At 65.6% G+C, this 23122-nt stretch carries 18 protein-coding genes and 1 pseudogene; 1 reads left to right on the top strand and 18 read right to left on the bottom strand.

Annotation, left to right across the window (positions count from 1 at the left end):
- Window positions 1–10 precede the first annotated feature (10 nt).
- The 15 genes from ftsA to coq7 form a co-directional block, all read right to left on the bottom strand.
- Window positions 11–1243, bottom strand: a complete 1233-nt coding sequence (ftsA, locus tag WS69_RS10280; protein WP_010106614.1) for a cell division protein FtsA — start codon at window positions 1241–1243, stop codon at window positions 11–13.
- 26 nt (window positions 1244–1269) lie between these two features.
- A complete protein-coding gene (locus tag WS69_RS10275; protein WP_059470673.1) occupies window positions 1270–2022 on the bottom strand; it encodes a cell division protein FtsQ/DivIB in 753 nt (250 codons plus the stop codon).
- Between the two features lie 20 nt (window positions 2023–2042).
- The gene (locus WS69_RS10270; RefSeq protein ID WP_059470672.1) at window positions 2043–2981 is read right to left on the bottom strand and encodes a D-alanine--D-alanine ligase; all 939 of its coding nucleotides are present in this window, start codon (window positions 2979–2981) and stop codon (window positions 2043–2045) included.
- Window position 2982: 1 nt separating this feature from the next.
- Window positions 2983–4377, bottom strand: coding sequence for a UDP-N-acetylmuramate--L-alanine ligase (gene murC, locus WS69_RS10265; protein ID WP_059470671.1), 1395 nt, complete (start codon window positions 4375–4377; stop codon window positions 2983–2985).
- Window positions 4374–5477 carry an undecaprenyldiphospho-muramoylpentapeptide beta-N-acetylglucosaminyltransferase gene (gene murG, locus WS69_RS10260; RefSeq protein ID WP_059470670.1) on the bottom strand — a complete coding sequence of 368 codons (1104 nt, stop codon included), beginning with the start codon at window positions 5475–5477 and terminating at the stop codon, window positions 4374–4376. The genes murC and murG overlap by 4 nt, the downstream gene beginning before the upstream one ends.
- A gap of 121 nt (window positions 5478–5598) precedes the next feature.
- Entirely contained in the window at window positions 5599–6882 is a 1284-nt protein-coding gene (gene ftsW / locus WS69_RS10255) for a putative lipid II flippase FtsW (protein WP_059470669.1), read from the bottom strand.
- Window positions 6879–8387 (bottom strand): UDP-N-acetylmuramoyl-L-alanine--D-glutamate ligase, encoded by a 1509-nt coding sequence (gene murD / locus WS69_RS10250; RefSeq protein WP_059470888.1) that lies wholly within the window; start codon window positions 8385–8387, stop codon window positions 6879–6881. Before murD ends, ftsW begins: the two co-directional genes overlap by 4 nt.
- A gap of 25 nt (window positions 8388–8412) precedes the next feature.
- Window positions 8413–9582, bottom strand: coding sequence for a phospho-N-acetylmuramoyl-pentapeptide-transferase (gene mraY / locus WS69_RS10245; protein ID WP_059470668.1), 1170 nt, complete (start codon window positions 9580–9582; stop codon window positions 8413–8415).
- A gap of 14 nt (window positions 9583–9596) precedes the next feature.
- On the bottom strand, window positions 9597–11003 hold the full coding sequence (locus WS69_RS10240) for a UDP-N-acetylmuramoyl-tripeptide--D-alanyl-D-alanine ligase (RefSeq protein ID WP_059470667.1): 1407 nt from the start codon (window positions 11001–11003) through the stop codon (window positions 9597–9599).
- Complete coding sequence (locus WS69_RS10235; protein ID WP_059470666.1) at window positions 11000–12544, bottom strand: UDP-N-acetylmuramoyl-L-alanyl-D-glutamate--2,6-diaminopimelate ligase; 1545 nt, start codon at window positions 12542–12544, stop codon at window positions 11000–11002. The genes WS69_RS10240 and WS69_RS10235 overlap by 4 nt, the downstream gene beginning before the upstream one ends.
- Window positions 12541–14385 (bottom strand): peptidoglycan D,D-transpeptidase FtsI family protein, encoded by a 1845-nt coding sequence (locus tag WS69_RS10230; RefSeq protein ID WP_059470665.1) that lies wholly within the window; start codon window positions 14383–14385, stop codon window positions 12541–12543. Before WS69_RS10230 ends, WS69_RS10235 begins: the two co-directional genes overlap by 4 nt.
- Window positions 14382–14711: a cell division protein FtsL gene (gene ftsL / locus WS69_RS10225; protein WP_059470664.1), complete on the bottom strand. Its 330-nt coding sequence runs from the start codon at window positions 14709–14711 to the stop codon at window positions 14382–14384. Before ftsL ends, WS69_RS10230 begins: the two co-directional genes overlap by 4 nt.
- A complete protein-coding gene (gene rsmH / locus WS69_RS10220) occupies window positions 14708–15649 on the bottom strand; it encodes a 16S rRNA (cytosine(1402)-N(4))-methyltransferase RsmH (RefSeq protein WP_059470663.1) in 942 nt (313 codons plus the stop codon). The genes ftsL and rsmH overlap by 4 nt, the downstream gene beginning before the upstream one ends.
- A 23-nt stretch (window positions 15650–15672) precedes the next feature.
- The gene (mraZ, locus tag WS69_RS10215) at window positions 15673–16101 is read right to left on the bottom strand and encodes a division/cell wall cluster transcriptional repressor MraZ (protein WP_010106631.1); all 429 of its coding nucleotides are present in this window, start codon (window positions 16099–16101) and stop codon (window positions 15673–15675) included.
- Between the two features lie 387 nt (window positions 16102–16488).
- Window positions 16489–17115 carry a 2-polyprenyl-3-methyl-6-methoxy-1,4-benzoquinone monooxygenase gene (gene coq7, locus WS69_RS10210; protein ID WP_059470662.1) on the bottom strand — a complete coding sequence of 209 codons (627 nt, stop codon included), beginning with the start codon at window positions 17113–17115 and terminating at the stop codon, window positions 16489–16491.
- Window positions 17116–17396: 281 nt separating this feature from the next.
- Here coq7 and WS69_RS10205 point away from each other — a divergent pair, with 281 nt between their 5' ends.
- Entirely contained in the window at window positions 17397–18557 is a 1161-nt protein-coding gene (locus WS69_RS10205) for a porin (protein WP_059470661.1), read from the top strand.
- A gap of 192 nt (window positions 18558–18749) precedes the next feature.
- Here the strand turns inward: WS69_RS10205 and WS69_RS10200 are convergent, their stop codons facing one another.
- From WS69_RS10200 to WS69_RS30670, 3 genes and pseudogenes are all read right to left on the bottom strand, one after another.
- Window positions 18750–20423, bottom strand: coding sequence for a long-chain fatty acid--CoA ligase (locus WS69_RS10200; protein ID WP_059470660.1), 1674 nt, complete (start codon window positions 20421–20423; stop codon window positions 18750–18752).
- A 139-nt stretch (window positions 20424–20562) separates the two neighbouring features.
- Window positions 20563–22638: a molybdopterin-containing oxidoreductase family protein gene (locus WS69_RS10195; protein WP_059470659.1), complete on the bottom strand. Its 2076-nt coding sequence runs from the start codon at window positions 22636–22638 to the stop codon at window positions 20563–20565.
- A 213-nt stretch (window positions 22639–22851) separates the two neighbouring features.
- Window positions 22852–23043, bottom strand: a pseudogene (locus WS69_RS30670) (transposase domain-containing protein); the annotation flags it as partial.
- Window positions 23044–23122 lie beyond the last annotated feature (79 nt).

Here is a 23122-nt window from a genome sequence, read left to right as displayed (position 1 = left end):
CTGGGGGCGCTTAAAAATTGCTCAGGAACCACTCCTTCATCCGCGAGAAGATCTGTCCCGCGGAACCGGATTGCACGGCGACCTTGCGGCCGCGCATCCGCTGAGCACTGCCTTCGACGAGCAGGCCCATCGCCGTCGAATAGCGCGGATTGCGCACGACGTCCGCGAGGCCGCCCGCGTATTCCGGCGCGCCGATGCGCACCGGCTTCAGGAATATGTCTTCGCCTAGCTCGACCATGCCGGGCATCATCGCAGCACCGCCTGTCAGCACAACACCGGAACTGAGTAACTCTTCGTAACCGGACTCGCGCACGACCTGCTGCACGAGCGAGAACAGCTCCTCGACGCGCGGCTCGATGACGGCCGCGAGCGCCTGCCGCGACAGCGTGCGCGGACCGCGTTCGCCGAGGCCCGGCACTTCGACCATCTCGTCCGGATCAGCGAGCGCCTGCTTCGCGATCCCGTAGCCGACCTTGATGTCTTCCGCATCGGGCGTCGGCGTGCGCAGCGCCATCGCGATGTCGCTCGTGATCTGGTCGCCCGCGATCGGAATCACCGCCGTATGGCGGATCGCGCCTTCCGCGAAGATCGCGATGTCGGTCGTGCCGCCGCCGATGTCGACGAGTACGACGCCGAGATCCTTCTCGTCTTCCGTCAGCACCGCGAGCGACGATGCGAGCGGCTGCAGGATCAGGTCGTTCACTTCGAGCCCGCAGCGGCGCACGCACTTGACGATGTTCTGCGCGGCGCTCACCGCGCCCGTCACGATGTGCACCTTCACCTCGAGGCGGATGCCGCTCATGCCGATCGGCTCGCGCACGTCCTCCTGGCCGTCGATGATGAATTCCTGCGTGAGGATGTGCAGCACCTGCTGGTCGGTCGGAATGTTGATCGCCTTCGCGGTTTCGATCACGCGCGCGACGTCGGTTTGCGTGACCTCCTTCTCCTTGATCGCGACCATCCCGCTCGAGTTGAAGCTGCGGATGTGGCTGCCGGCGATGCCAGTGAAGACGTTGGTGATCTTGCAATCGGCCATCAGCTCGGCTTCCTCGAGCGCGCGCTGAATCGATTGCACGGTGGCCTCGATGTTCACCACCACGCCTTTCTTCAGCCCCTTCGACTCGCTCTGGCCGAGGCCGATGACCTCATAGTGGCCCTCGCCCTTCAGCTCGGCGACGACGGCCACCACCTTCGACGTGCCGATGTCGAGGGCAACCAGCAGATCCTTGTAGTCTTTGCTCATAGAGTGCTCTTGCGTGTGATGTCGTGTTACTTCTTGCCCTTGTCGGTGTCGCTCAGGAACCGCATGCCCGCCGCGCGGATCGCGAATCCGTTCGGATAACGCAGATCCGCGTACTCGATGTCGCTGCCCCAGCGCTGCGTGACGGACGGCCACGCGGCGACGAGGCGCTGGATCCGATCGGGCAGCGAATCGCTGTTGCGCTCCCGGCCGAGTTCGACCTGCATGCCGTTCGACAGCTTCACCGTCCACGCGTAGCGCGGCGACAGCGTCACTTCCTCCGGCGTCGCGTGAATCGGCGCAAACCATTTCGCGAAGTCGCGATAGCGCGCGACGACTTCCTTCGCGCTGCCCTCGGGCCCGTCGAACACGGGCAGTTCTTCGTCGAGCTCGCCCTGGTTCGCTGTGAAGAGCTCGCCGTCGACGCTCACGAGCTGGTCGTTGCCCCACGTCCCGAGCGGCTTGTATTCCTCGAGCGTGACGGCGAGCGCGTTCGGCCACACCCGGCGCACGCTCGCGTGGCGCACCCACGGCATCTGCTCGAACGCGCTCCGTGCGAGGTCGAGATCGACGGTGAAGAAGTTGCCCTTCAGCCGCCCGACGACGCCTGCGCGCACGGTCGGTGCGTTGATGTGCTCGGTGTCGCCGTCGATCCGGATCTCGCGCAGCGCGAATGCCGGGCGCTGGATCAGCCAATAGCAGCCGGCCGCCGCCAACACGAGCAGCAGCAGCGCGTACAACGCGCTGGCGGCAAAGTTGAGTTGGCGAACGTTATTCCACATGGTTCAAATCCGGTCCTGCATCAGTCGAGCGTGAGCGACAGCACTTTCACCACCAACTCCGAATAGCTGATGCCGACCGCGCGCGCTGCCTTCGGCGGCAGCGAATGGTCAGTCATCCCCGGCGCGGTGTTCACTTCGAGGAAATACGCGTTGCCGGCGGCGTCGAGCATGAAGTCCGCGCGGCCCCAGTCCGTGCAGCCGAGCACGTCGAACGCGCGGCGCGCGATGCGCTTCAGCTCGGCTTCCTTCGCGGCGTCGAGGCCGCACGGAATCAGGTACTGCGTGTCGTCTGCGATGTACTTCGCGTGATAGTCGTAAAACTCGCCGGCGGGCACGATCTTGATGAGCGGCAGTTCGAGATCCGCAGCGATGCACGCGGTGTACTCGCCGCCGCCTTCGATGCTCTTCTCGACGATCACGATCTTGTCGTGCTTCGCCGCTTCTTCCAGTGCGGCGGGCAACGCATCGGCGCTTTTCACCTTCAGCACCGCGACGCTCGAGCCCTCGCTCGCCGGCTTCACGAAGAGCGGCACGCCGAGCTTCGCGACGATGTCCTTCGCGCGCGCCGCGTAATCGTCGCCGCGCATCACCGTCTCGAACGGCGGCGTCGGGATGCCCGTCTGCTGCCAGACGAGCTTCGTGCGGAACTTGTCGAGCCCGAGCGCCGAGCCGAGCACGCCGCTGCCCGTGTAGCGGATGCCGTAGAAATCGAGCGCGCCCTGAATCTGGCCGTTCTCGCCGTAGCCGCCGTGCAACGCATTGAACGCGCGCGCGAATCCTTCGTCCTTGAGCGCCGACAGCGGCCGCTCGGCCGGGTCGAACGGATGCGCGTCGATGCCCGCGTCGCGCAAGCCCTGCAGCACCAGCCGGCCGGAGTTCAGCGACACGTCGCGCTCGGCGGATTCCCCGCCGAGCAGCACCGCCACCTTGCCGAAACGTTTCGGATCGATCCCGCTCATGTCATCCCTTCTGTTGCGTGTCTTGCGCGAGCTTGCCCGGCACTCCGCCGATCGAGCCCGCGCCCATCGTGATCACCACGTCGCCGGCGCGCGCGATCTTCGCGAGCGCGTCCGGCACCTCGTCGACCGTTGCGACGAACACCGGCTCGACCTTGCCCGCCGCGCGCAGCGCGCGCGACAGCGCATCGCCGTTCGCCGTCGTAATCGGCGCCTCGCCCGCCGCGTACACCTCGGTCAGCACGAGCGCGTCGGCGGTCGACAGCACGTTGATGAAATCGTCGAAGCAGTCGCGCGTGCGCGTATAGCGATGCGGCTGGAACGCGAGCACGAGCCGGCGGCCCGGGAACGCGCCGCGCGCGGCCGCGATCGTCGCCGCCATCTCGACCGGATGGTGGCCGTAGTCGTCGATCAGCGTGTACGCGCCGCCTGCGACCGGAATCTCGCCATAGCGCTGGAAGCGCCGGCCGACGCCGTTGAACTCGGCGAGCGCCTGCTGGATCGCCGCGTCGGCCATGTCGAGATCGGTCGCGATCGCGATCGCGGCGAGCGCGTTCTGCACGTTGTGCAGCCCGGGCAGGTTCAGCACGACGGGCAGCGGCGCGCGCCCTTCGCGCAGCACCGTGAAATGCATCCGGCCGTCGCGCGCCTCGACATTCTCCGCGCGCACCTGCGCGTCCGACGCGAAGCCGTAGCGCACGACGGGCTTCGAGATCAGCGGCACGATCTGCCGCACGTTCGGATCGTCGATGCACACGACCGCGCTGCCGTAAAACGGCAGCCGCTGCGTGAATTCGATGAACGCCTGCTTGAGCCGCGCGAAGTCGTGGCCGTAGGTATCCATATGATCGGCGTCGATGTTCGTGATGACTTCGATCACCGGATACAGATTCAGGAACGACGCGTCCGATTCGTCCGCCTCGGCGACGATGAAATCGCCCGTGCCGAGCCGTGCGTTCGCGCCGGCGCTCGTGAGGCGCCCGCCGATCACGAACGTCGGATCGAGCCCGCCCGCCGCGAGCACGCTCGCGACGAGGCTCGTCGTCGTGGTCTTGCCGTGCGTGCCGGCGATCGCGATCCCCTGCTTCAGGCGCATCAGCTCCGCAAGCATCACCGCACGCGGCACGATCGGCACGCGCAGACGGCGCGCGGCGAGCACTTCCGGGTTGTCCGAGCGCACCGCAGTCGACACGACGACCGCGTTCGCGCCTTCGATGTTCGCCGCATCGTGGCCGATCGACACGCACGCGCCGAGCGCCTCGAGGCGTTCGGTCACCGCGTTGCGCGCGAGATCGGAGCCGCTCACCTGGTAGCCCAGGTTCACGAGCACTTCGGCGATGCCGCTCATGCCCGCGCCGCCGATCCCGACGAAATGAATGTGTTTGACGATGTGTTTCATTGCTTTCCTTCCAGGTTCGCGCCTGCCACCGCCGCGCACACGTGCGCGACTTCGTCGGTGGCGTCCGGCTTCGCGAGCGAGCGCGAACGTTCGGCCATTGCCGCGAGCGATTCCCGCGACTGACCGCGCAACCAATCGGCGAGCAATTCGGCCGACAGATCGCGTTGTTGCACCAGCACCGCTGCGCCTTGCTCGGCAAGGAATTCGGCGTTGGTCGTCTGATGATCGTCGACCGCGTGCGGGAACGGCACGAACAGCGCTGCGACGCCGACTGCCGCGATCTCCGCGACCGTCATCGCGCCCGCGCGGCAGATCACGAGATCCGCGTTCGCGTAGGCGACCGCCATGTCGTCGATGAACGGCACGAGCTCCACGTCGCTGCCGCACGCGAGGCCCGCGGCTTCGTAGTTTTCCTTCAGCGTATCGATGTGCTTCGCGCCCGCCTGATGCACGACCTTCGGCCGCTCGTCGGGCGCGAGGAGCGCGAGCGCCCGCGGCACGACTTCGTTCAGCGCCGCGGCGCCGAGACTGCCGCCGACGACGAGCAGCTTCAGCTTCCCGCTGCGCGCCGCGTAGCGTGCTTGGGGCGGTTCCGCGTGCGCAAGTTCCGCGCGAATCGGATTGCCCGTCCATTCGGCGTTCGGCAGCGCGCCCGGGAACGCGACGAGCACGCGCTTCGCGAGCTTCGCGAGCACCTTGTTCGTCAGGCCCGCGATCGAGTTCTGTTCATGCAGCACGAGCGGTCGGCCGGTCAGCACGGTCATCAGGCCGGCCGGGAACGTGATGTAGCCGCCCATTCCGAGCACGACGTCGGGCTGCACGCGGCGCAGCGCGTGCAGGCTCTGCGTGCACGCGCGCAGCAGGTTGAACGGAAGCGCGAACTTCGTCTTCAGCCCCTTGCCGCGCAACCCGCCGAAGCGCACGTACTCCATCGGGATCCCGTGCTTCGGCACGAGCGTCGCCTCCATGCCGGCCGGATTGCCGAGCCACACGACGCGCCAGCCCTGCGCCTCCATCCGATGCGCGACCGCGAGCCCCGGGAACACGTGGCCCCCGGTGCCGCCAGCCATCACCATCAGCGTGCGCTGAGTCGACGTCATACCTTCCCTCCTCGCATCAGCTGGAATGAACGAACGTTTTGGCTACGGCCGCTGCGCTTGACTTCGCGCGCTGTGCGCACGAAGCCAGCCTTCGCCGAAATCGCGTGCTGACGCGGGGAGGTCATACCTTCCCTCCCCGCATCAGCACGCGATTTTCGTAATCGACGCGCAGCAGCACCGCAAGCGCGACGCAGTTGAGCAGAATGCCCGAGCCGCCGTAGCTGACGAGCGGCAGCGTGAGTCCCTTGGTCGGCAGGAGGCCGAGGTTCACGCCCATGTTGATGAACGCCTGCGCGCCGAACCAGATGCCGACGCCCTTCGCCATCAGACCCGCAAACGTGCGGTCGAGCGCGAGCGCCTGGCGGCCGATCTCGAATGCGCGGCGCACGATCCAATAGAACAGCAGGATCACGACGAGCACGCCGACGAAGCCGAGTTCCTCGCCGATCACCGCGAGAATGAAGTCGGTATGCGCTTCCGGCAGATAGTTGAGCTTCTCGACACTGCCGCCAAGGCCAACGCCGAACCATTCGCCCCGCCCGAACGCGATCAGCGAATGCGTGAGCTGATACGCCTTGCCCTGCGCGTAGCGCTCGTCCCACGGATCGAGATACGCGAAGATCCGCTCGCGCCGCCACGGCGACAGCCAGACGAGCATCGTGAACGTGCCGACCGCAGTCGCGACGAGACCGCCGAACAGCTTGCCGTTCACGCCGCCGAGGAACAACACACCCATCGCGATCGCAGCGACCACCATGAATGCGCCCATGTCCGGCTCGAGCAGCAGCAGCGCGCCGACGAGGCCGACCGCGAACGCCATCGGCAGGAAGCCCTTCGCGAAGCTCTGCATGTATTCCTGCTTGCGGACCGTGTAGTTCGCCGCGTAGATCGTCACCGCGAGCTTCATGATTTCCGACGGCTGCATGTTCGTGATGCCGAGCGGAATCCAGCGGCGCGCGCCGTTCACGCCCTTGCCGACATGCGGAATCAGCACGATCACGAGGCCGACGAGCGCGATCAGGAAGAGATGCGGCGCGTACTTGTCCCACGTCGACACCGGCACGCGGAACGCGATCACCGCCGCGACGAACGCGACGACGAGCGACACGACGTGGCGCAGCAGGAACGCGTAATCGTGATACGACGCGTATTTCGGCGAATCGGGCATCGCGATCGACGCCGAATACACCATCACGACGCCGAGCCCGAGCAGCGCAATCGACACCCACAGCAGTGAATAGTCGAAGTCAAGCATCCGCGAGCGGGTCGGGCGCGCGCCGTTGACGACGCTCGCGAGACCGCCCGCCGCGGCACCGGACGCCGCGCGCGCGACCGTGCGCGGCGCACCGCCGCCCGCGTCTCGTGCGTTGTTGAAGCGGGAAACAAGGCGGTCGGACCAGTTCATAGCGTCGTTCCTTTTTCCAGGGCGATGTCTTCGACCGCGCTGCGGAACACGTCGGCCCGATGCGCGTAATTCCGGAACATATCGAGGCTCGCGCACGCAGGCGACAGCAGCACCGCGTCGCCCGGCTGAGCGAGCGCGCTCGCCGCGCGCACCGCGGCTTCGAGCGTCGCGTGGTCGGCGAGCGGCACGCCGGTGTCGGCGAGCGCCGCGCGAATCGCGGGCACGTCGCGGCCGATCAGCATCACCGCCCGGCACCACCGCTCGACGGGCGCCGCGAGCGGCTCGAAATCCTGGCCCTTGCCGTCGCCGCCCGCGATCAGCACCGCGCGCTGCGCGAGGCCATCGAGCGCTGCAACTGTCGCGCCGACGTTCGTGCCCTTGCTGTCGTCGACATAATCGACGCCGTCGACCGTCGCGATCACTTCGACGCGGTGCGGCTCGCCGCGGTACTCGCGCAGGCCGTGCAGGAGCGGCGCTGCCGGCAGGTCGATCGCGCGCGCGAGCGCGTACGCGGCAAGCGCGTTCGCCGCGTTGTGCAGCCCGCGGATGCGCAGCGCGTCGGCGGGCATCAGACGCTTCAGCGCGATGTCGGGCGGGTGCGCCGCTTCTTGCTTGCGGCGGCGCGACGGCGTCGGTGCATCGGCCGCGTCGCGATCGACCGCCTCGACGAGCCACGCGATCCCGTTCTCGCGCAAAAGGCCGAAGTCGCCATCTGCGGCAGGCTCGTTCAGGCCGAACGTAATCGCGCGCGGCGCATCGGCGGCTGCGGCCGGCACGAACTTCATCACTTCCGCGTCGTCGCGGTTGAGCACGCGCACCGTGCGCGGCCCGAAGATCCGCCCCTTCGCGGCCGCATACGCGGCGAAACCGCCGTGCCAGTCGAGATGGTCCTGCGTGATGTTGAGGATCGTCGCGGCGTCGGGCGCGAACGTGTGCGCGGTTTCGAGCTGAAAGCTCGACAGCTCGAGCACCCACACGTCCGGCAGCGCCGCCGCGTCGATCGCTTCGGCGAGCTTGTCGAGCATCGCCGGGCTGATGTTGCCCGCGATTGCCACCTGCTTGCCCGCGCGCTCGCACAACAGGCCCGCGAGGCTCGTCGTCGTGGTCTTGCCGTTCGTGCCGGTGATCGCGATCACCTTCGGCGCGTAGCCGTTCGCACCGAGCGTATTCAACGCCTGCGCGAAGAACTCGAGTTCGCCCCACACGGGAATGCCCTGCTCGCGGGCGGCGGCGAGAAGCGGCGCGAGGTTTTCGGCGAGCGGCGACAGGCCGGGGCTCAGCGCGACGAGTTCGATCCCGCCGTCGAGCAGCGCAGGCGAAAACGCACCGCCGACGAATTCGGCGTCGATCCCGGCCGCCGTCAGCTCGGCAAGGTTGGGCGGCGCCTCGCGCGTATCGGCAACGCGCAACCGGCAACCGTGCCTCGCGCACCACCGCGCGATCGCGAGGCCCGATTCGCCGAGCCCCAGCACGAGCACCATCGGCCGCTGCCGATCTCCGAACATCTCGCCAAACATCCTTACCTTCCCTTTACCGCAGCTTGAGGGTGGACAAACCGAACAGGCACAACATCAACGTGATGATCCAGAAACGCACCACCACCTGCGTTTCCTTCCAGCCCGACAACTCGAAATGGTGATGCAGCGGTGCCATCTTGAAGATGCGTCGCCCTTCGCCGTAACGGCGCTTCGTGTACTTGAACCACGTGACCTGCAGCATCACGGACAGCGTCTCCGCGACGAAAATGCCGCCCATGATGAACAGCACGATTTCCTGGCGCACGATCACGGCGACCGTGCCGAGCGCGCCGCCCAGCGCGAGCGCACCGACGTCGCCCATGAACACCTGCGCCGGATGCGTGTTGTACCAGAGGAATGCAAGCCCCGCGCCGCCCATCGCCGAGCAGAAGATCAGCAGCTCGCCCGCGCCCGGAATGTGCGGAAACAGCAGGTATTTCGAATAGACGGCGCTGCCCATCACATAGGCGAACACGCCGAGCGACGCGCCGACGAGCACGACCGGCATGATCACGAGGCCGTCCAGGCCGTCGGTCAGGTTCACCGCGTTGCTCGCGCCGACGATCACGAGATAGGTGAGCGCGATGAAGCCCCACACGCCGAGCGGATAGCTGATCGACTTGAGGAACGGCAGCATCAGGTCGGCGCGCGCGGGCAAGCCCATCGACAGGCCGCTTCGCACCCACGCCATGAAGAGATCGAACACGCGGACGTTGCTCGCCTCGGACACGCTGAACGCGAGATAGACGGCCGCAAAAAGGCCGATCACCGATTGCCAGAAATACTTCTCGCGCGACGACATGCCGCGCGGGTCCTTGTAGACGACCTTGCGATAATCGTCGACCCAGCCGACCACGCCGAAGCCGAACGTGACGAGCATCACGATCCAGATGAAGCGGTTCGTCAAATCGCCCCAAAGGAGCGTCGCGACCGCGATGCCGATCAGGATCAGCACGCCGCCCATCGTCGGCGTGCCTGATTTCACGAGGTGCGTCTGCGGGCCGTCCTTGCGCACCGCCTGACCGACCTTCATCTCCGTGAGCTTGCGAATCACCCACGGACCGCAGACGAGACCGATCACGAGCGCCGTGATGGTAGCCATCACCGCCCGGAACGTCAGATACGTGAACAAGCGCAAAAAGCTTGCGTCACCTTGCAGCCATTGCGCCAGCGCCAGCAGCATGCTTACTTCCTTCCTCAATGTGCGCCGGGCGCTGCGCCCGACGCGGTTTCGTTCGCGAGCGCGCCGACGACGCGCTCCATCTTCATGAATCGCGAGCCCTTCACGAGCAGCGTCGCGTGCGCGCCGACATTCGCGGCGAGCAACGCGGCGGTCAGCGCCGCTGCATCGTCGAAGCGCCGCGCGGCCGCGCCGTATGCTTCGCATGCGGGCTGCGTCGCCGCGCCGAGCGCGTAAAGCGCGTCGATCCCGCGCTCGCGCGCGTACGCGCCGATCTCGCGATGGAACGCCGGCCCTTCGTCGCCGACTTCGCCCATCTCGCCGATCACGAGCACACGCGGCGCCGACTGCACGGCGAGCACGTCGATCGCGGCGCGCATCGAATCGGGATTCGCGTTGTAGGTGTCGTCGATCACCGTCGCGCCCGCGAGCGAGCCGACCGTCACGCGCGTCACCTGCAGCCGCCCCTTCACCGGCTCGAACGCCTCGAGCCCCTGCTTGATCGCGGCGAGCGGCACGCCGGCCGCGAGCGCCGCCGCCGTCGAAGCGAGCGCGTTGCGTGCGTTGTGCTCGCCGAGCGCGTTGAGCTGCACGTCGATGCGGCCGTCCGGCGTATCGATCGCAAGCCGGCTGCCGTCGAGCACGCCCATCACGGCGGCAGGCGTGTCGCGGCCGGCGCCGTGCAACGCGAAATCGACGATCCGGTTGCCGGTGGCCGCGACGCGCCAGATGCTCGCGTACGCGTCGTCGGCCGGAAACACGGCGACGCCGTCCGGTCCGAGCGCATGGATGACGGCCGCGTGCTCGAGCGCGACGGCCTCGACGGTCGCCATGAATTCCTGATGCTCGCGCTGCGCGTTGTTGACGAGCGCGACCGTCGGCGCGGCGATCCGCGCGAGCGTCCCGGTCTCGCCCGGATGATTCATCCCGAGCTCGACGACCGCGAGCCGGTGCGCGGCGGTGAGGCGCAGCAGCGTGAGCGGCAGGCCGACGTCGTTGTTGAAGTTGCCCGCTGTCGCGAGCCGCGCATCGGCGCCCGCCGCCGCCGCGAAGATCGACGCGATCATCTCCTTCACGGTCGTCTTGCCGTTGCTGCCCGTCACCGCGACGACCGGCAGCGCGAAGCGCATCCGCCAGCCGTGCGCGAGCGCGCCGAGCGCGCCGCGCGTGTCGGCGACCTTCAGCGCGGGCAGATTCCATTCGGCCGGGCTGCGCGACACGATCGCGGCACTCGCCCCGTGCGCAGCGACATCGCCGACGAAATCGTGCGCATCGAAGTGCTCACCCTTCAGCGCGACGAACAGATCGCCCGGGCCCGCCGTGCGGCTGTCCGTCGACACCCGCTCGAACGACACGCGCTCGTCGCCGAGCACCGTCGCGCCGGGAATCATCGCTGCGGCTTCACGCAAGGTCAGCATCGTCATTCGCCGCCTCCGCGAGTTTGCGTGGTGCGCGCGGCGAGCGCGAGGCGCGCGTGATCCTGATCGGAGAACGCGCGCTTCTTGCCCATGATTTCCTGCGTCGCCTCGTGTCCCTTGCCGGCAAGCAGCACGACGTCCTCGCGCGCGGCGCCGCGCACCGCCTGCAGGATCGCGCTCGCGCGGTCCTCGATGCGGCGCGCCCGCGCGGCGTCCTGCATGCCGGCGGCGATCTGGTCGATGATCTTCTGCGGATCCTCGCTGCGCGGGTTGTCGCTCGTCACGACGATCTTGTCCGCGAGGCGCTCGGCGATTGCGCCCATCAGCGGACGTTTCGTCGCGTCGCGGTCGCCGCCGCAGCCGAACATGCAGACAAGCTCGCCGCCGCGCGCGCGCGCGATCGGGCGCAGCGCGTCGAGCGTCTTCTCGAGCGCGTCCGGCGTGTGCGCGTAGTCGACGACGACGAGCGGCTCGTCGTTCTGCAGCCGCCCGCCCAGCCGCTGCATCCGGCCGTTGACCGATTCGAGCTTCTCGATTTCGGCGAGCGCAGCGTCGAACGGCACGTCGGCCGCGAGCAGCGTGCCGAGCACCGCGAGCAGATTGCTCACGTTGAACGTGCCGAGCGTGCCGACCTCGACGTCCGCGTCTCCCCACGAAGAAGTCAGATGAAATGCGGTGCCCGTCGCGGTCGCGCGGACCCTCGTCGCGACGAGCTCACGGTCCGCATCGGACGCAGCCGGCTGCGCGTCGATTCCGTATGCGATCGTCCGCACGCGCCCGGCGAGATTCGCGAGCAGGCGGCGGCCGGCCGGATCGTCGCGATTAACGACCGCCAAGCGCAGCCCGCGCCATGCGAAGAGTTTCGTCTTCGCCGCCTCGTACGCTTCGAACGTGCGGTGGTAATCGAGGTGGTCCTGCGTCAGGTTCGTGAATACCGCGACGTCGAACGCGGTGCCGTTCACGCGCCCCTGATGCAGCGCGTGCGACGACACTTCCATTGCAACCGCCTGCGCGCCCGCGCAGCGCAGCTGCGCGAGGCTGCGCTGCAGCTGCGGCGCGTCGGGCGTCGTGAAGCCCGTGTGCACGAGCTGGCCAGGCATTCCGCTGCCGAGCGTGCCGATCACCGCGCACGGCTGATGCAGCGCGGAGAGCGCGGCGGCGATCCATTGCGTGCACGAGGTCTTGCCGTTCGTGCCCGTCACGCCAACCGCGAAGAGCGCGTCGCTCGGATCGCCGTACCAGCCGCTCGCGATCTCGCCCGCGAGTTCGTCGAGCGCGGGCACGGCGAGCGACGTCGCCGGATCGAGGCCGGCTGCCGCAAAACCTTCGGGTTGGTACAGCACGGCGGCGGCGCCGCGCGCGAGCGCGTCGGCAATGAACGGACGATTGTCCGCGCCGTCGACCGCATAGGCGACAAACGCGTCGCCCGCTTGCAGGCTGCGCGTGTCGGCGTGCAACTGCGCGCCGGACGCGACATGGGCGCGCAGCCACGCGAGCGCGGCTGCGATCTGTTGATGCGCCGGATGAGAACTGCGCGCGGCGCTCATCGAACTACTCCAGGACGGTTGTGTGTCGTGCTCGACACGATCATGTGTTTTGCAGGCGCGGCGCCGGCCAGCTTCTGCGGGGCGGCGGCGCTCGCCGTGTCGTCCGACACGACGAGCTGCTTGACCGGCATGTTGGGCGGCACGTTCAGCGCGCGCAGCGTATCGCCGGCGATCGCCGAGAACACGGGGCCTGACACCTGGCCGCCGAAGTGGCCGCCCATCGTCGGCTCGTCGACCGACACCGCGACGACGATGCGCGGATTCGGCATCGGCGCCATCCCGACGAACGACGCGCGATACTTCTTGTGATCATAGCCGCGGCCGACCTGCTTGTAAGCGGTGCCGCTCTTGCCGCCGACGCGATAGCCCGGCACCGCCGCGTTCGGCGACGTACCCTGCGGCGACACGACGGACTCGAGCATCGCGCGTACCTCGCGGGCCGTCGTCGGCGAGAAGATCCGCGGACCGGTCGCGGGTTGCGCGTCGTTCGTCTTGAAGATCGTGACGGGCATCAGCTCGCCGTCGTGCGCGATCGCGGTGTACGCGCGCGCGAGCTGGAACAGCGACACCGACAGGCCGTAGCCGTACGACATCGTCGCCTGCTCGATCCGCCGCCAGTTTTTCCACGGACGCAGCCGGCCCGCGGCCGCGCCGGGGAAACCGACCTTCGGCGCCTGCCCGAGGCCGATGCTCGTATACATATTCCACATTTCCTCGGGCTTCATCGTCATCGCGATCTTCGTCGCGCCGATGTTGCTCGACTTCTGGATCACACCGCCGACCGTCAGCGTGCCGAAGCCCGAGTCGTCGGTGATCGGCGCGCCGTCGAGCACGAAATGGCCGTTGCCCGTGTCGACGAGCGTGTTCGGCGTCACGCGATGCAAATCGAGCGCGAGCGACACCGTGAACGGCTTCATGATCGAGCCCGGCTCGAACACGTCGGTCAGCACGCGGTTGCGTAGCTGCTCGCCCGTCAGGTGCGAGCGATCGTTCGGGTTATACGTCGGATAATTGACGAGCGACAGCACCTCGCCCGTCTGCACGTCGATCACCATCGCCGCGCCCGCCTTCGCGTGGAACTTCTCGACGGCCGCCTTCAGGTTCGTGTACGTGATGTACTGGATCTTGCTGTCGATCGACAGGCCGACGTCGCTGCCGTTGTGCGGCGGCACCTGCGCGTCGACGTCCTCGACGATGTGCCCGACGCGGTCCTTGATCACGTGACGGCTGCCCGGCGTGCCGACGAGCAGCTTCTGATCGGCGAGCTCGACGCCCTCCTGCCCTTCGTCCTCGACGTTCGTGAAGCCGATCAGGTGCGCGGTGATTTCGCCTTCCGGATAGAAGCGCTTGTATTCGCCGCGCTGATAGACGCCGGGGATGTCGAGCTTCGCGACCTGGTCGGCGACGTCGAGCGGCACCTGGCGCTTCACGTAGACGAATGTCTTGTCTTCCGACAGCTTTGCCTTCAGCTCCTTCGTCGTCATCCCCAGCAGCTTGCCGAGCGCGTCGACCTTGTCCGCGCCGAGGTCGTCGGGCACGTCGGCCGGAATCGCCCAGATCGCGCGCACGGGCAGGCTCGTCGCGAGCACGAGACCGTTGCGATCGAGAATCTTGCCGCGCGTCGCCGGCAATTCGAGCGTGCGCTGATAGCGGCTTTCGCCCTGCTTCTGATAGAACGCGTTGCCGGGCCCCTGGATCCAGAACGCGCGCACGGCGAGCGCGACGAACGCCATGAACAGCATGAACACGACGAGCTTCGAGCGCCACATCGGCAGATGGACCGACAGCACCGGGCTCGATGCGAACTTCACGCCTTGCGTGCGCTTCGACGCGGGCTTCATCGCGCGCCCCCCTGCGATGCCGCGGACGCCGGCAGCGGCGCGTCGACCGCCTTCGCCGCGCCAGGCGAAAGCGCGAGGTACTGCGTGCGCCCTGTCGTGATCGACTGCATCTTCAGCGAGCTCGTCGCGAGCTGCTCGATGCGCGACGTCTTCGACAGTGCGCTCTGTTGATATTGAAGCTGCGCGTAGTCCTGCTGGAGCTGATGCTCCTGCGATTGCGCGCGCTGCAACTGAATGAAGATCTGCCGCTGCTGATTCGTCGAATTGACGACCGACAGCGCGCATCCCATCACGATGATCAGCAGGAAGATGTTGAGGCGGCTCATGGCGCGACGCGCTCCGCGATGCGCATCACCGCCGAACGGGCACGCGGATTGGCCAAGACTTCCGCGTCGCTCGGGAACTTGCGACCGAGCAGCTTGAGCGGCGGGCTGGGCAGGTCGACGGCGCGGATCGGCAAGCGGCGATCGACCACAGGCGCGCTGGCGTGCGTCTGCATGAATCGCTTGACGATCCGATCCTCGAGCGAATGAAAGCTGATGACCACCAGCCGGCCCCCTTGCTCCAACGACGACAGTGCTGCCTCTAGAACGACTTGCAGGTCCGCAAGCTCTTGATTGACGTGAATCCGTATAGCTTGAAAGGTGCGGGTTGCCGGATCCTTGCCCTTCTCACGGGTCTTGACGACGTGACCCACGATTTGGGCAAGCTCGCCCGTGCTGTCGAGAGGCCCGAGACGGTCGGACTCTGCCCGGCGAGCAACAATCGCCTTTGCAATCTGAAAAGCAAACCGTTCTTCCCCATAATCTCGTATCACCTCCGTCAATTCCTGCACCGACGCCCGTGCGAGCCACTCCGCCGCCGACTCGCCGCGCGTCGGATCCATCCGCATGTCGAGCGGACCGTTCGCGCGGAAACTGAAGCCGCGCTCCGGGTCGTCGACCTGCGGCGACGACACGCCCAGGTCCAGCAGCACACCGGACACTCGCCCTACCCCACGCGCTTCGAGCGCGTCCTTCAACGCCGCGAAGCTGTCATGGACGATCTCGAAGCGCGCATCCTCGATGCCCTTCGCCGTCTCGATCGCGCGCGGATCCTTGTCGAACGCGATCAGCCGGCCCGCCGCGCCCAGGCGCCCGAGCACCGCGCGACTATGGCCGCCGCGTCCGAACGTGCCGTCGACGTAGACGCCGTCGGGCCGCGTCACGAGCGCATCGACCGCTTCATCCAACAGCACCGTGAGATGCTGCAATTCGTTTCCCATCGCGGGCGTCTCCGTCACCGCAATCAGAACGTGAAATTCTTCAGCGCGTCGGGCATGCCCTGCGCCATCGCCGCCTGCTCCTTCGCGATGTAGGTCTGCGCGTCCCACAGCTCGAAGTGACTACCCATTCCCAGCAACATGACTTCCTTTTCCAGCCCGGCCGCCATCCGCAGCTCGGGAGACACCAGAATCCGGCCCGCGCTGTCGAGATCGACATCCATCGCGTTGCCGAGAAAAATACGGCGCCACCAATGCGCATCCATCGGCAGCGCAGCGATCTTCGCGCGGAACACCTCCCACTCGGGGCGCGGAAACAGCAACAGGCAGCCGTCCGGGTGCTTGGTCACAGTCACCCGTCCTTCTGCCTGTCCTTGCAGCGCTTCGCGATAGCGAGACGGCACCGACATCCGCCCTTTCGCATCGAGCGTCAGCGCCGACGCCCCTTGGAACACTTTTCCGCTCTCCCGATCAGGGCACCGAAGTACCCGCCCAATGCTGCGAATCTAGCCGGAAAAACCCGGCAAATCACACAAAAATACACTTTCTCACACTGTCTCCCACTTTAGAGGAACGCCTATGGGCGGTCAAGGGAGACATTCGTTTTTTTGACGAATTTTGTTAGTCAGAACAAGGACTTACGCTCACCCCCTCAAACTGACCCTCATACTAAAAAGCGTTATAAATGAATGGGCTAGTGCATCTTGTGAATGTGGTACATGAGAAGCGCGCCCCAGATGGGCGCGGCAGCAGGCATTTCGGCGGGGGGAACGGCGCGGGAAAAGAGGCGGGTTTCCGTCGTCTGCCGGGACGCCGCGCGTGCGGCCGTCCCGGCGTATGTCTCATAGATAGTATGCAGTGCTTGTCATGACTTTCGACGCGGCGCGCATCAGCATGCGCGCCGGCATCGGCAGCTCGATGCCGCCCGCGTCGGTCGCGGCCTTGCCGTGCTTGACCTCGTCGGCGCGCATCTGCTCGACGATCGCGCGCGACTCGACGTCGGCCGCCGGCAACTCCGACAGATGGCTGTCGAGATGGCTCTCGACCTGGCGCTCCGTCTCGGCCATGAAGCCCAAGCTCACCTTGTCGCCGAGTCGTCCGGCGACGACGCCGATCGCGAGCGCTCCCGCATACCACAGCGGATTCAGCAGGCTCGGCCGCGAATCGAGCTCCTTCAGACGATGCGCGGTCCACGCGAGATGATCCTCTTCCTCGCGCGCGGCATGCTCGAACACCTCCTTCAATTCGGACGACGGCGTCGTGAGCTTCTGCGCCTGATAGAGCGCCTGCGCACACACTTCGCCGACGTGATTCACCCGCATCAGCCCTGCCGCATGCTTGCGCTCGGCAGCCGTGAGCTCGGCGGGCGCCGCAGCGGCGGACGCGGGCACCGGGCGGCTCATCCGGCTCACGCCCGTAATGGAGCGCAGACCCCGGTCAAATTCACTGATCAATTCGTCAAACACCATCACGTTTCTCCGCGCGGGCACATTGCACGCCGTAAGGATTTCGTAACAATTTTATTGCGGCTACTCACCAAGGTAGCGCTCGAAAATAGCGGTTAACCCGTGATTTTAACCATTGTTGCGTAAAGGAAACATGAGGAACGCGCGCACTGCGCTTTCTCTTTGTCCCAAAAAGTCCTTTTGCTACATTACGAGCGGCTTCATACGAAGTTCAAGCGGGTATCGCCATCAAAAACAACCACCGGCCCCGCCACAATAAATTTGTCATCCTTGGAGATCTTTTAATGAAAAAGTCGCTTCTCGCGCTCGTCGCGCTGAGCGCGTTTGCTGGCGCGGCTCATGCGCAAAGCAGCGTGACGCTGTACGGTATCATCGATGAAGGCTTCAACATCAACACCAACGCAGGTGGCAAACACCTGTACAACCTGTCGAGCGGCGTCATGCAAGGTAGCCGCTGGGGCCTGCGTGGTACGGAAGACCTGGGCGGCGGCCTGAAGGCTCTGTTCGTCCTCGAAAACGGCTTCGATGTGAATTCTGGCAAGCTGAACCAGGGCGGCCTCGAATTTGGCCGTCAGGCCTACGTCGGCCTGTCAAGCGGCTTCGGCACCGTCACGCTCGGCCGTCAGTACGACTCCGTCGTCGACTTCGTCGGTCCGCTTGAAGCGGGCGATCAGTGGGGCGGCTACATCGCCGCTCACCCGGGCGACCTCGACAACTTCAACAACGCCTATCGCGTGAACAACGCAGTCAAGTTCACGAGCGCGAACTACGGCGGTCTTACGTTCGGCGGCCTGTACAGCTTCGGCGGCGTCGCCGGCGACTTCAGCCGCAACCAGACGTGGTCGCTCGGCGCCGGCTACACGAACGGCCCGCTCGTGTTGGGCGTCGGCTACCTGAACGCGCGCACGCCGTCGACGGCTGGCGGCCTGTTCGGCAACAACACGACGTCGAGCACGCCGGCTGCCGTGACGACCCCGGTCTACGCTGGCTACGCGTCGGCCCACACGTACCAGGTGATCGGTGCGGGCGGCGCCTACTCGTTCGGCGCGGCGACGGTCGGCGTCACGTACTCGAACATCAAGTTCATGAAGTTCGCGAGCACGGTGTTCCCGAACCAGACCGCGACGTTCAACAACGCGGAAATCAACTTCAAGTATCAGTTGACCCCGGCGCTCCTCGCCGGCGCGGCGTATGACTACACGCAAGGCAGCAAGATCGCCGGTTCGTCGGCCGCCAAGTATCACCAAGGCTCAGTCGGCGTCGACTACTTCCTGTCGAAGCGCACCGACGTCTACGTGATCGGGGTGTACCAGCATGCTTCGGGCAACGTGATCGAAGCCGACGGCAACACGGTCGGCCCGGCGACCGCCGCGATCAACGGCCTGACGCCGTCGTCGAACAGCAACCAGTTCACTGCGCGCGTCGGCATCCGCCACAAGTTCTAATAAGCGGGTAACACTCTCTGCAGTAACTTAAAAGGCGCCCTCGGGCGCCTTTTTTATCGATGCAATTGCCGGGGAGCCGAGGAACCGCTCGCGCAGGAAAGAAGCAAGCGAATCAAGGCCGTTGCGCGTCGCGGGGGCGTCGAGCCGGACGACGACGGCACCCCGCCCGAAGCGGATGGCAACGGCTGCGCGTTACGCCTTGCCGTCGCGCAGCTCGCGACGCAGGATCTTGCCAACGTTGGTCTTCGGCAGATCGGTGCGGAATTCGACGTACTTCGGCCGCTTGTAACCGGTGAGGCGGTCCTTGCAATAGGTGAGCACGTCCTTGTCGGTGAGCGCCGGATCCTTCTTCACGACAAAGAGCTTCACTGCCTCGCCCGAATGCTCGTCAGGCACGCCGACCGCCGCGACTTCGTACACGCCCGGGTGTGACGCGACGACGTCCTCGACCTCGTTCGGATAGACGTTGAAGCCGGACACGAGAATCATGTCCTTCTTACGATCGACGATCTTCACGTATCCGCGCTCGTCCATCACGCCGACGTCGCCCGTCTTGAAGAAGCCGTCCGGCATCATGACCTTCTCGGTTTCGTCCGGGCGGTTCCAGTAGCCCGCCATCACCTGCGGACCGCGGATGCAAATCTCGCCGGGCTGACCGAGCGCCACGTCGTCGCCCGCGTCGTCGCGAATCGCGATTTCGGTCGACGGCAACGGCAGGCCGATCGTGCCGCTATATTCGGTCGCAGTGACCGGGTTGCAAGTCGCGACGGGCGATGTCTCGGACAAGCCGTAGCCTTCGACGATCGGCGTCTTCGTCTTCTCGTACCAACGCTTCGCGACGCTTTCCTGGATCGCCATCCCGCCACCATTGGCGACCGCGAGCTTCGAGAAGTCGAGCTGATCGAAATCCGGATGGTTCAGCAGCGCGTTGTAGAGTGTGTTGACGGCCGGGATCGTGGTGATCTGGTAGCCCTTCAGTTCCTTGATCATGCCAGCGATGTCGCGGGGATTCGGGATCAGGATCCCGGTGCCGCCCGTGCGCAGCGTCAGCAGCCCGCAGACCGTCAGCGCGAACACGTGATAAAGCGGCAGCGCGATCACGGTAATGAACTGCTTCACTTCCGACCGTTTCGCGTGCGCCGGCTCGTGCCAAGCCTGCGCCTGCAGCACATTCGACACAATGTTGCGATGAAGCAGCGTCGCGCCCTTCGCGACGCCGGTCGTACCGCCCGTGTACTGGAGGAAGGCAACGTCGTCGGGTCCCGGCTTCGCCGGCTTGAAGGTTTGCCGGCCACCCGCGGCAAGCGCCGCGTTGAAGCGCGTGTACGACGGCAGGCTCCATGCTGGCACCATCTTCTTCACGCGGCGCACGACGTAGTCGACGAGGACGCCCTTCATGCCGAGCAGATCGCCCATCGAGGCGACGACGACATGCTTGACCGACGTCTTTGCGATCACCGACTGCAGCGTCGTCGCGAAGTTCTCGAGGATCATGATCGCCTCGGCGCCGCTGTCCTTCAACTGATGCTCGAGTTCGCGTGGCGTGTAGAGCGGATTGACGTTGACGACCGTGTAGCCCGCGCGCAGTACGGCGGCGATCGCCACCGGATATTGCAGCACGTTCGGCATCATGATCGCGACCCGCGCGCCGCGCGACAGGCCGCGGAACTGGAGCCACGCGCCGAGCTTGCGCGACAGCGTATCCAGCTCGCTGTACGTGATCGCCTTGCCCATACAGATGAACGCCTTCTGGTCCCGATAAAGACGAAAGCTCTCGTCGAGCAGATCGGGGACGGACGAATACTGGGACGCGTCAATTTCGGCCGGGACGCCGGGCGGATACGATTTCAGCCAAATTCTGTCCATGCGGCGCGTCTCCTCATTGATTTTCGAATGGTCGTGCTAAAAAATGGCATCGTAACGGGTCGGCCCCTTCGATACAACCGGGTTAGACACTCCTTTCCAACTCCGGTAACGATATCCGGGCGCCAGCCGGCGAACCGCGTCACCCTCGCTCGACCTCGACCAGGCAATCGTAGAACGTCGCGCCGCGGCCGAGATCGGTCAGCGCCTGGCTCGTCACTTGATTCGCATTGCGCCCGTCCGGCGCGAGCTTCTTCCACCAGATAGACAGGCCGACGACGAGCCCTTCCCGCGCGCGGTCGGTCACGCGAGCCATTGCGCGCAGCGAGCCGCGGTCGTTGAAGATTCGCACCGCGTCGCCGTCGGCGATGCCGCGCTGCGCGGCATCGGCCGGATGGATGTCGAGGTGCGGCTCGCCCTCCGTCGCGCGCAGGCTCGCAACGTTGACGAACGTGCTGTTCAGGAAATGACGCGCAGGTGGCGAGATCATCGCAAGCGGATAGCGGGCGGCCAGTTCGGGCGCGCCGTCCGCCGATTCATACGGCGGCAGGTAGTCCGGCAATGGATCGAGCCCCATTTCGGCGAGACGCTTGCTGTAGAACTCGCACTTTCCGGACGGCGTCCGAAAGCCGCCGTTTGCGAACGGCGCGTCGGCGAGCTTCAGCTTGAGCCAGCCGGCTTGCTTGAGCGTGTCCCAGTCGCTTTGCAGCGACGAATCGTCCCAGCGTAGCGACGCCTTCGCGAGCGCTTCATCGTCGTCGTAGAGCGCGGGCTCGTCGAACTCCATGCTGCGTGCGATGCCGCGGAAAATTTCCGTGTTCGGCCGCGCTTCGCCGATCGGCGCAATCGATGGCAAGTTCGCCATCACGTAGGTGTGACCGTACGATTTATGGACGTCGAGATGCTCGAGCTGAGTCGTGGCCGGCAGCAAAAGATCGGCGTAATCGGCGGTATCTGTCTTGAACTGCTCCAAAACGATCGTGAACAGGTCTTCCCGCGCGAAGCCGGCGGCGACCTTCTCCGAGTCGGGCGCAACCGCGACCGGATTCGAGTTGTAGACGATGATCGCCTCGACCTTCGGCCCGAAATCCGCATCGCCGGGATGCAGCAACGCGTCGCCAATTGTATTCATATTGATCGATCGTGGCAGCTTATTCGGCCAATCGGGCAGCAAATCGGGGCGCCCGAGTGCGACTGCATCGACCGGTGCCCATTCGGACGAGGACAGGAGCAGCCCGCCCGCACGGTCGCGCCACGCTCCGGTTAGCGCGGGCAAGCTGGCGATTGCGCGAACCGCATTGCCGCCGCCGCGCACACGCTGCATGCCGTAATTAAGACGGATCGACGCCTTGCGTGTGTGCCCGTAAAGGCGAGCCAGTTCGACGATCAATTCAGCCGTCACGCCGCAGATGTCGGCCGCGCGTTCGGGTGGAAAAGTCATCGCGCGCGCCTTCAACGCATCGAAACCGAGCGTATGGTCGCGGATATAGTTCTGATCGAGGAGGTTCTCGTTGATCAGCACATACATCATTCCGAGCGCAAACGCGCCATCCGTACCCGGCTTCAGTGCGATGTGCTGATGGCATTTCTCCGCCGTCAGCGACCGGTACGGATCGATTGCGATCAAGCGTGCGCCGCGTCGCTTGGCTTCTTGAGCGCGCGTCCAGAAGTGAAGATTCGAGGCAATCGGATTCCCACCCCAGATCAGGATCAATTCGCTTTCTTCGAAGAATTCGAAATGCATCCCGACGCTGGCGCCGTACGTATAACGCAGCCCCGCGGCGCCGGCCGCCGAGCAAATCGTTCTTTCGAGACGCGACGCACCGAGCATGTTGAAGAAGCGCTGCGCGATGCTCTCCCCCTGGATCAGTCCCATTGTTCCCGCATAGCTGTAGGGGACGATGGCTTCCGGAGCTCGGCGGGCAATTTCCGCGAGCCGCTCCGCCGCCAGTCGGTTCGCCTCGTCCCAACTGATCGGCTCGAATCGCCCCTCTCCTTTCCGTCCGACTCGCTTGAGCGGCATCGTCAGCCGCTCCGGATGATGGACACGATCCGCATATCTGCTCACTTTCGTGCAGAGAACGCCTTGCGTCGGCGGATGATTGGGGTCGCCAGCAATTTTGGTGGCTTTACCGTTCTCGACCGTGACACGAATGGCGCACGTATCGGGACAATCGTGCGGACAAACGGCTCGAGCGAATTGTGCGATGGGATTCATGTTTTATCGCGCTGATTTTTGTCGATTTGGCGATTTTACGCTTGGAAAGAACAAAAATTTTCGAGGCCGGATGTCGAATAGGCTGAGCTTCTCCTGAAATTTCGCCTTCCAAGAGGTCGTGTATAAAGTAAGCACCTCGCGAAGGCCGTTCGCAATGCGACGCGCACGTGAGGCATGATTGGGTATCGGTCGCTCGGGTTCGCCCGCTGGCAATCAGCCCGTGGAGGCAGGCGGGCAAGGCTTGCCTGGCAGCTTACTTGCCACGTTCCACGGTAGTAATTCGTCGATGCGGTTAATGGGGTGGTCAGCGATATGGGTCAGCACATATTCGAGGTAAGCGCGCGGGTTGATCCCGTTCAGCTTGCACGTGCCGATCAGGCTGTACATCGCTGCAGCCCTCTGGCCCCTGTCAGCGTCGGATAGATACTCCCCACTTTCGTCGAAGTAATTTTCCCCAGTTTTTTATCTGACGGCGCCGCGGTAG

It is taken from the genome of Burkholderia sp. BDU5 (assembly GCF_001522845.1).
GTDB lineage: Bacteria > Pseudomonadota > Gammaproteobacteria > Burkholderiales > Burkholderiaceae > Burkholderia > Burkholderia mayonis.
The sequence above is the reverse complement of the archived record's forward strand: the minus strand, read 5'-3'. Positions and strand labels throughout refer to the sequence as shown.

Coding starts and splice junctions, on each gene's coding strand:
- WS69_RS10235 (WP_059470666.1), bottom strand. CDS start 12,544: ATGAGCGCCGCGCGCAGTTCTCATCCGGCGCATCAACAGATCGCAGCC.
- WS69_RS10270 (WP_059470672.1), bottom strand. CDS start 2,981: ATGAGCGGGATCGATCCGAAACGTTTCGGCAAGGTGGCGGTGCTGCTC.
- WS69_RS10240 (WP_059470667.1), bottom strand. CDS start 11,003: ATGACGATGCTGACCTTGCGTGAAGCCGCAGCGATGATTCCCGGCGCG.
- coq7 (WP_059470662.1), bottom strand. CDS start 17,115: ATGGTGTTTGACGAATTGATCAGTGAATTTGACCGGGGTCTGCGCTCC.
- WS69_RS10230 (WP_059470665.1), bottom strand. CDS start 14,385: ATGAAGCCCGCGTCGAAGCGCACGCAAGGCGTGAAGTTCGCATCGAGC.
- ftsL (WP_059470664.1), bottom strand. CDS start 14,711: ATGAGCCGCCTCAACATCTTCCTGCTGATCATCGTGATGGGATGCGCG.
- WS69_RS10275 (WP_059470673.1), bottom strand. CDS start 2,022: ATGTGGAATAACGTTCGCCAACTCAACTTTGCCGCCAGCGCGTTGTAC.
- ftsA (WP_010106614.1), bottom strand. CDS start 1,243: ATGAGCAAAGACTACAAGGATCTGCTGGTTGCCCTCGACATCGGCACG.
- murG (WP_059470670.1), bottom strand. CDS start 5,477: ATGACGTCGACTCAGCGCACGCTGATGGTGATGGCTGGCGGCACCGGG.
- WS69_RS10205 (WP_059470661.1), top strand. CDS start 17,397: ATGAAAAAGTCGCTTCTCGCGCTCGTCGCGCTGAGCGCGTTTGCTGGC.
- WS69_RS10195 (WP_059470659.1), bottom strand. CDS start 22,638: ATGAATCCCATCGCACAATTCGCTCGAGCCGTTTGTCCGCACGATTGT.
- ftsW (WP_059470669.1), bottom strand. CDS start 6,882: ATGAACTGGTCCGACCGCCTTGTTTCCCGCTTCAACAACGCACGAGAC.
- rsmH (WP_059470663.1), bottom strand. CDS start 15,649: ATGGGAAACGAATTGCAGCATCTCACGGTGCTGTTGGATGAAGCGGTC.
- WS69_RS10200 (WP_059470660.1), bottom strand. CDS start 20,423: ATGGACAGAATTTGGCTGAAATCGTATCCGCCCGGCGTCCCGGCCGAA.
- murC (WP_059470671.1), bottom strand. CDS start 4,377: ATGAAACACATCGTCAAACACATTCATTTCGTCGGGATCGGCGGCGCG.
- murD (WP_059470888.1), bottom strand. CDS start 8,387: ATGTTCGGAGATCGGCAGCGGCCGATGGTGCTCGTGCTGGGGCTCGGC.
- mraY (WP_059470668.1), bottom strand. CDS start 9,582: ATGCTGCTGGCGCTGGCGCAATGGCTGCAAGGTGACGCAAGCTTTTTG.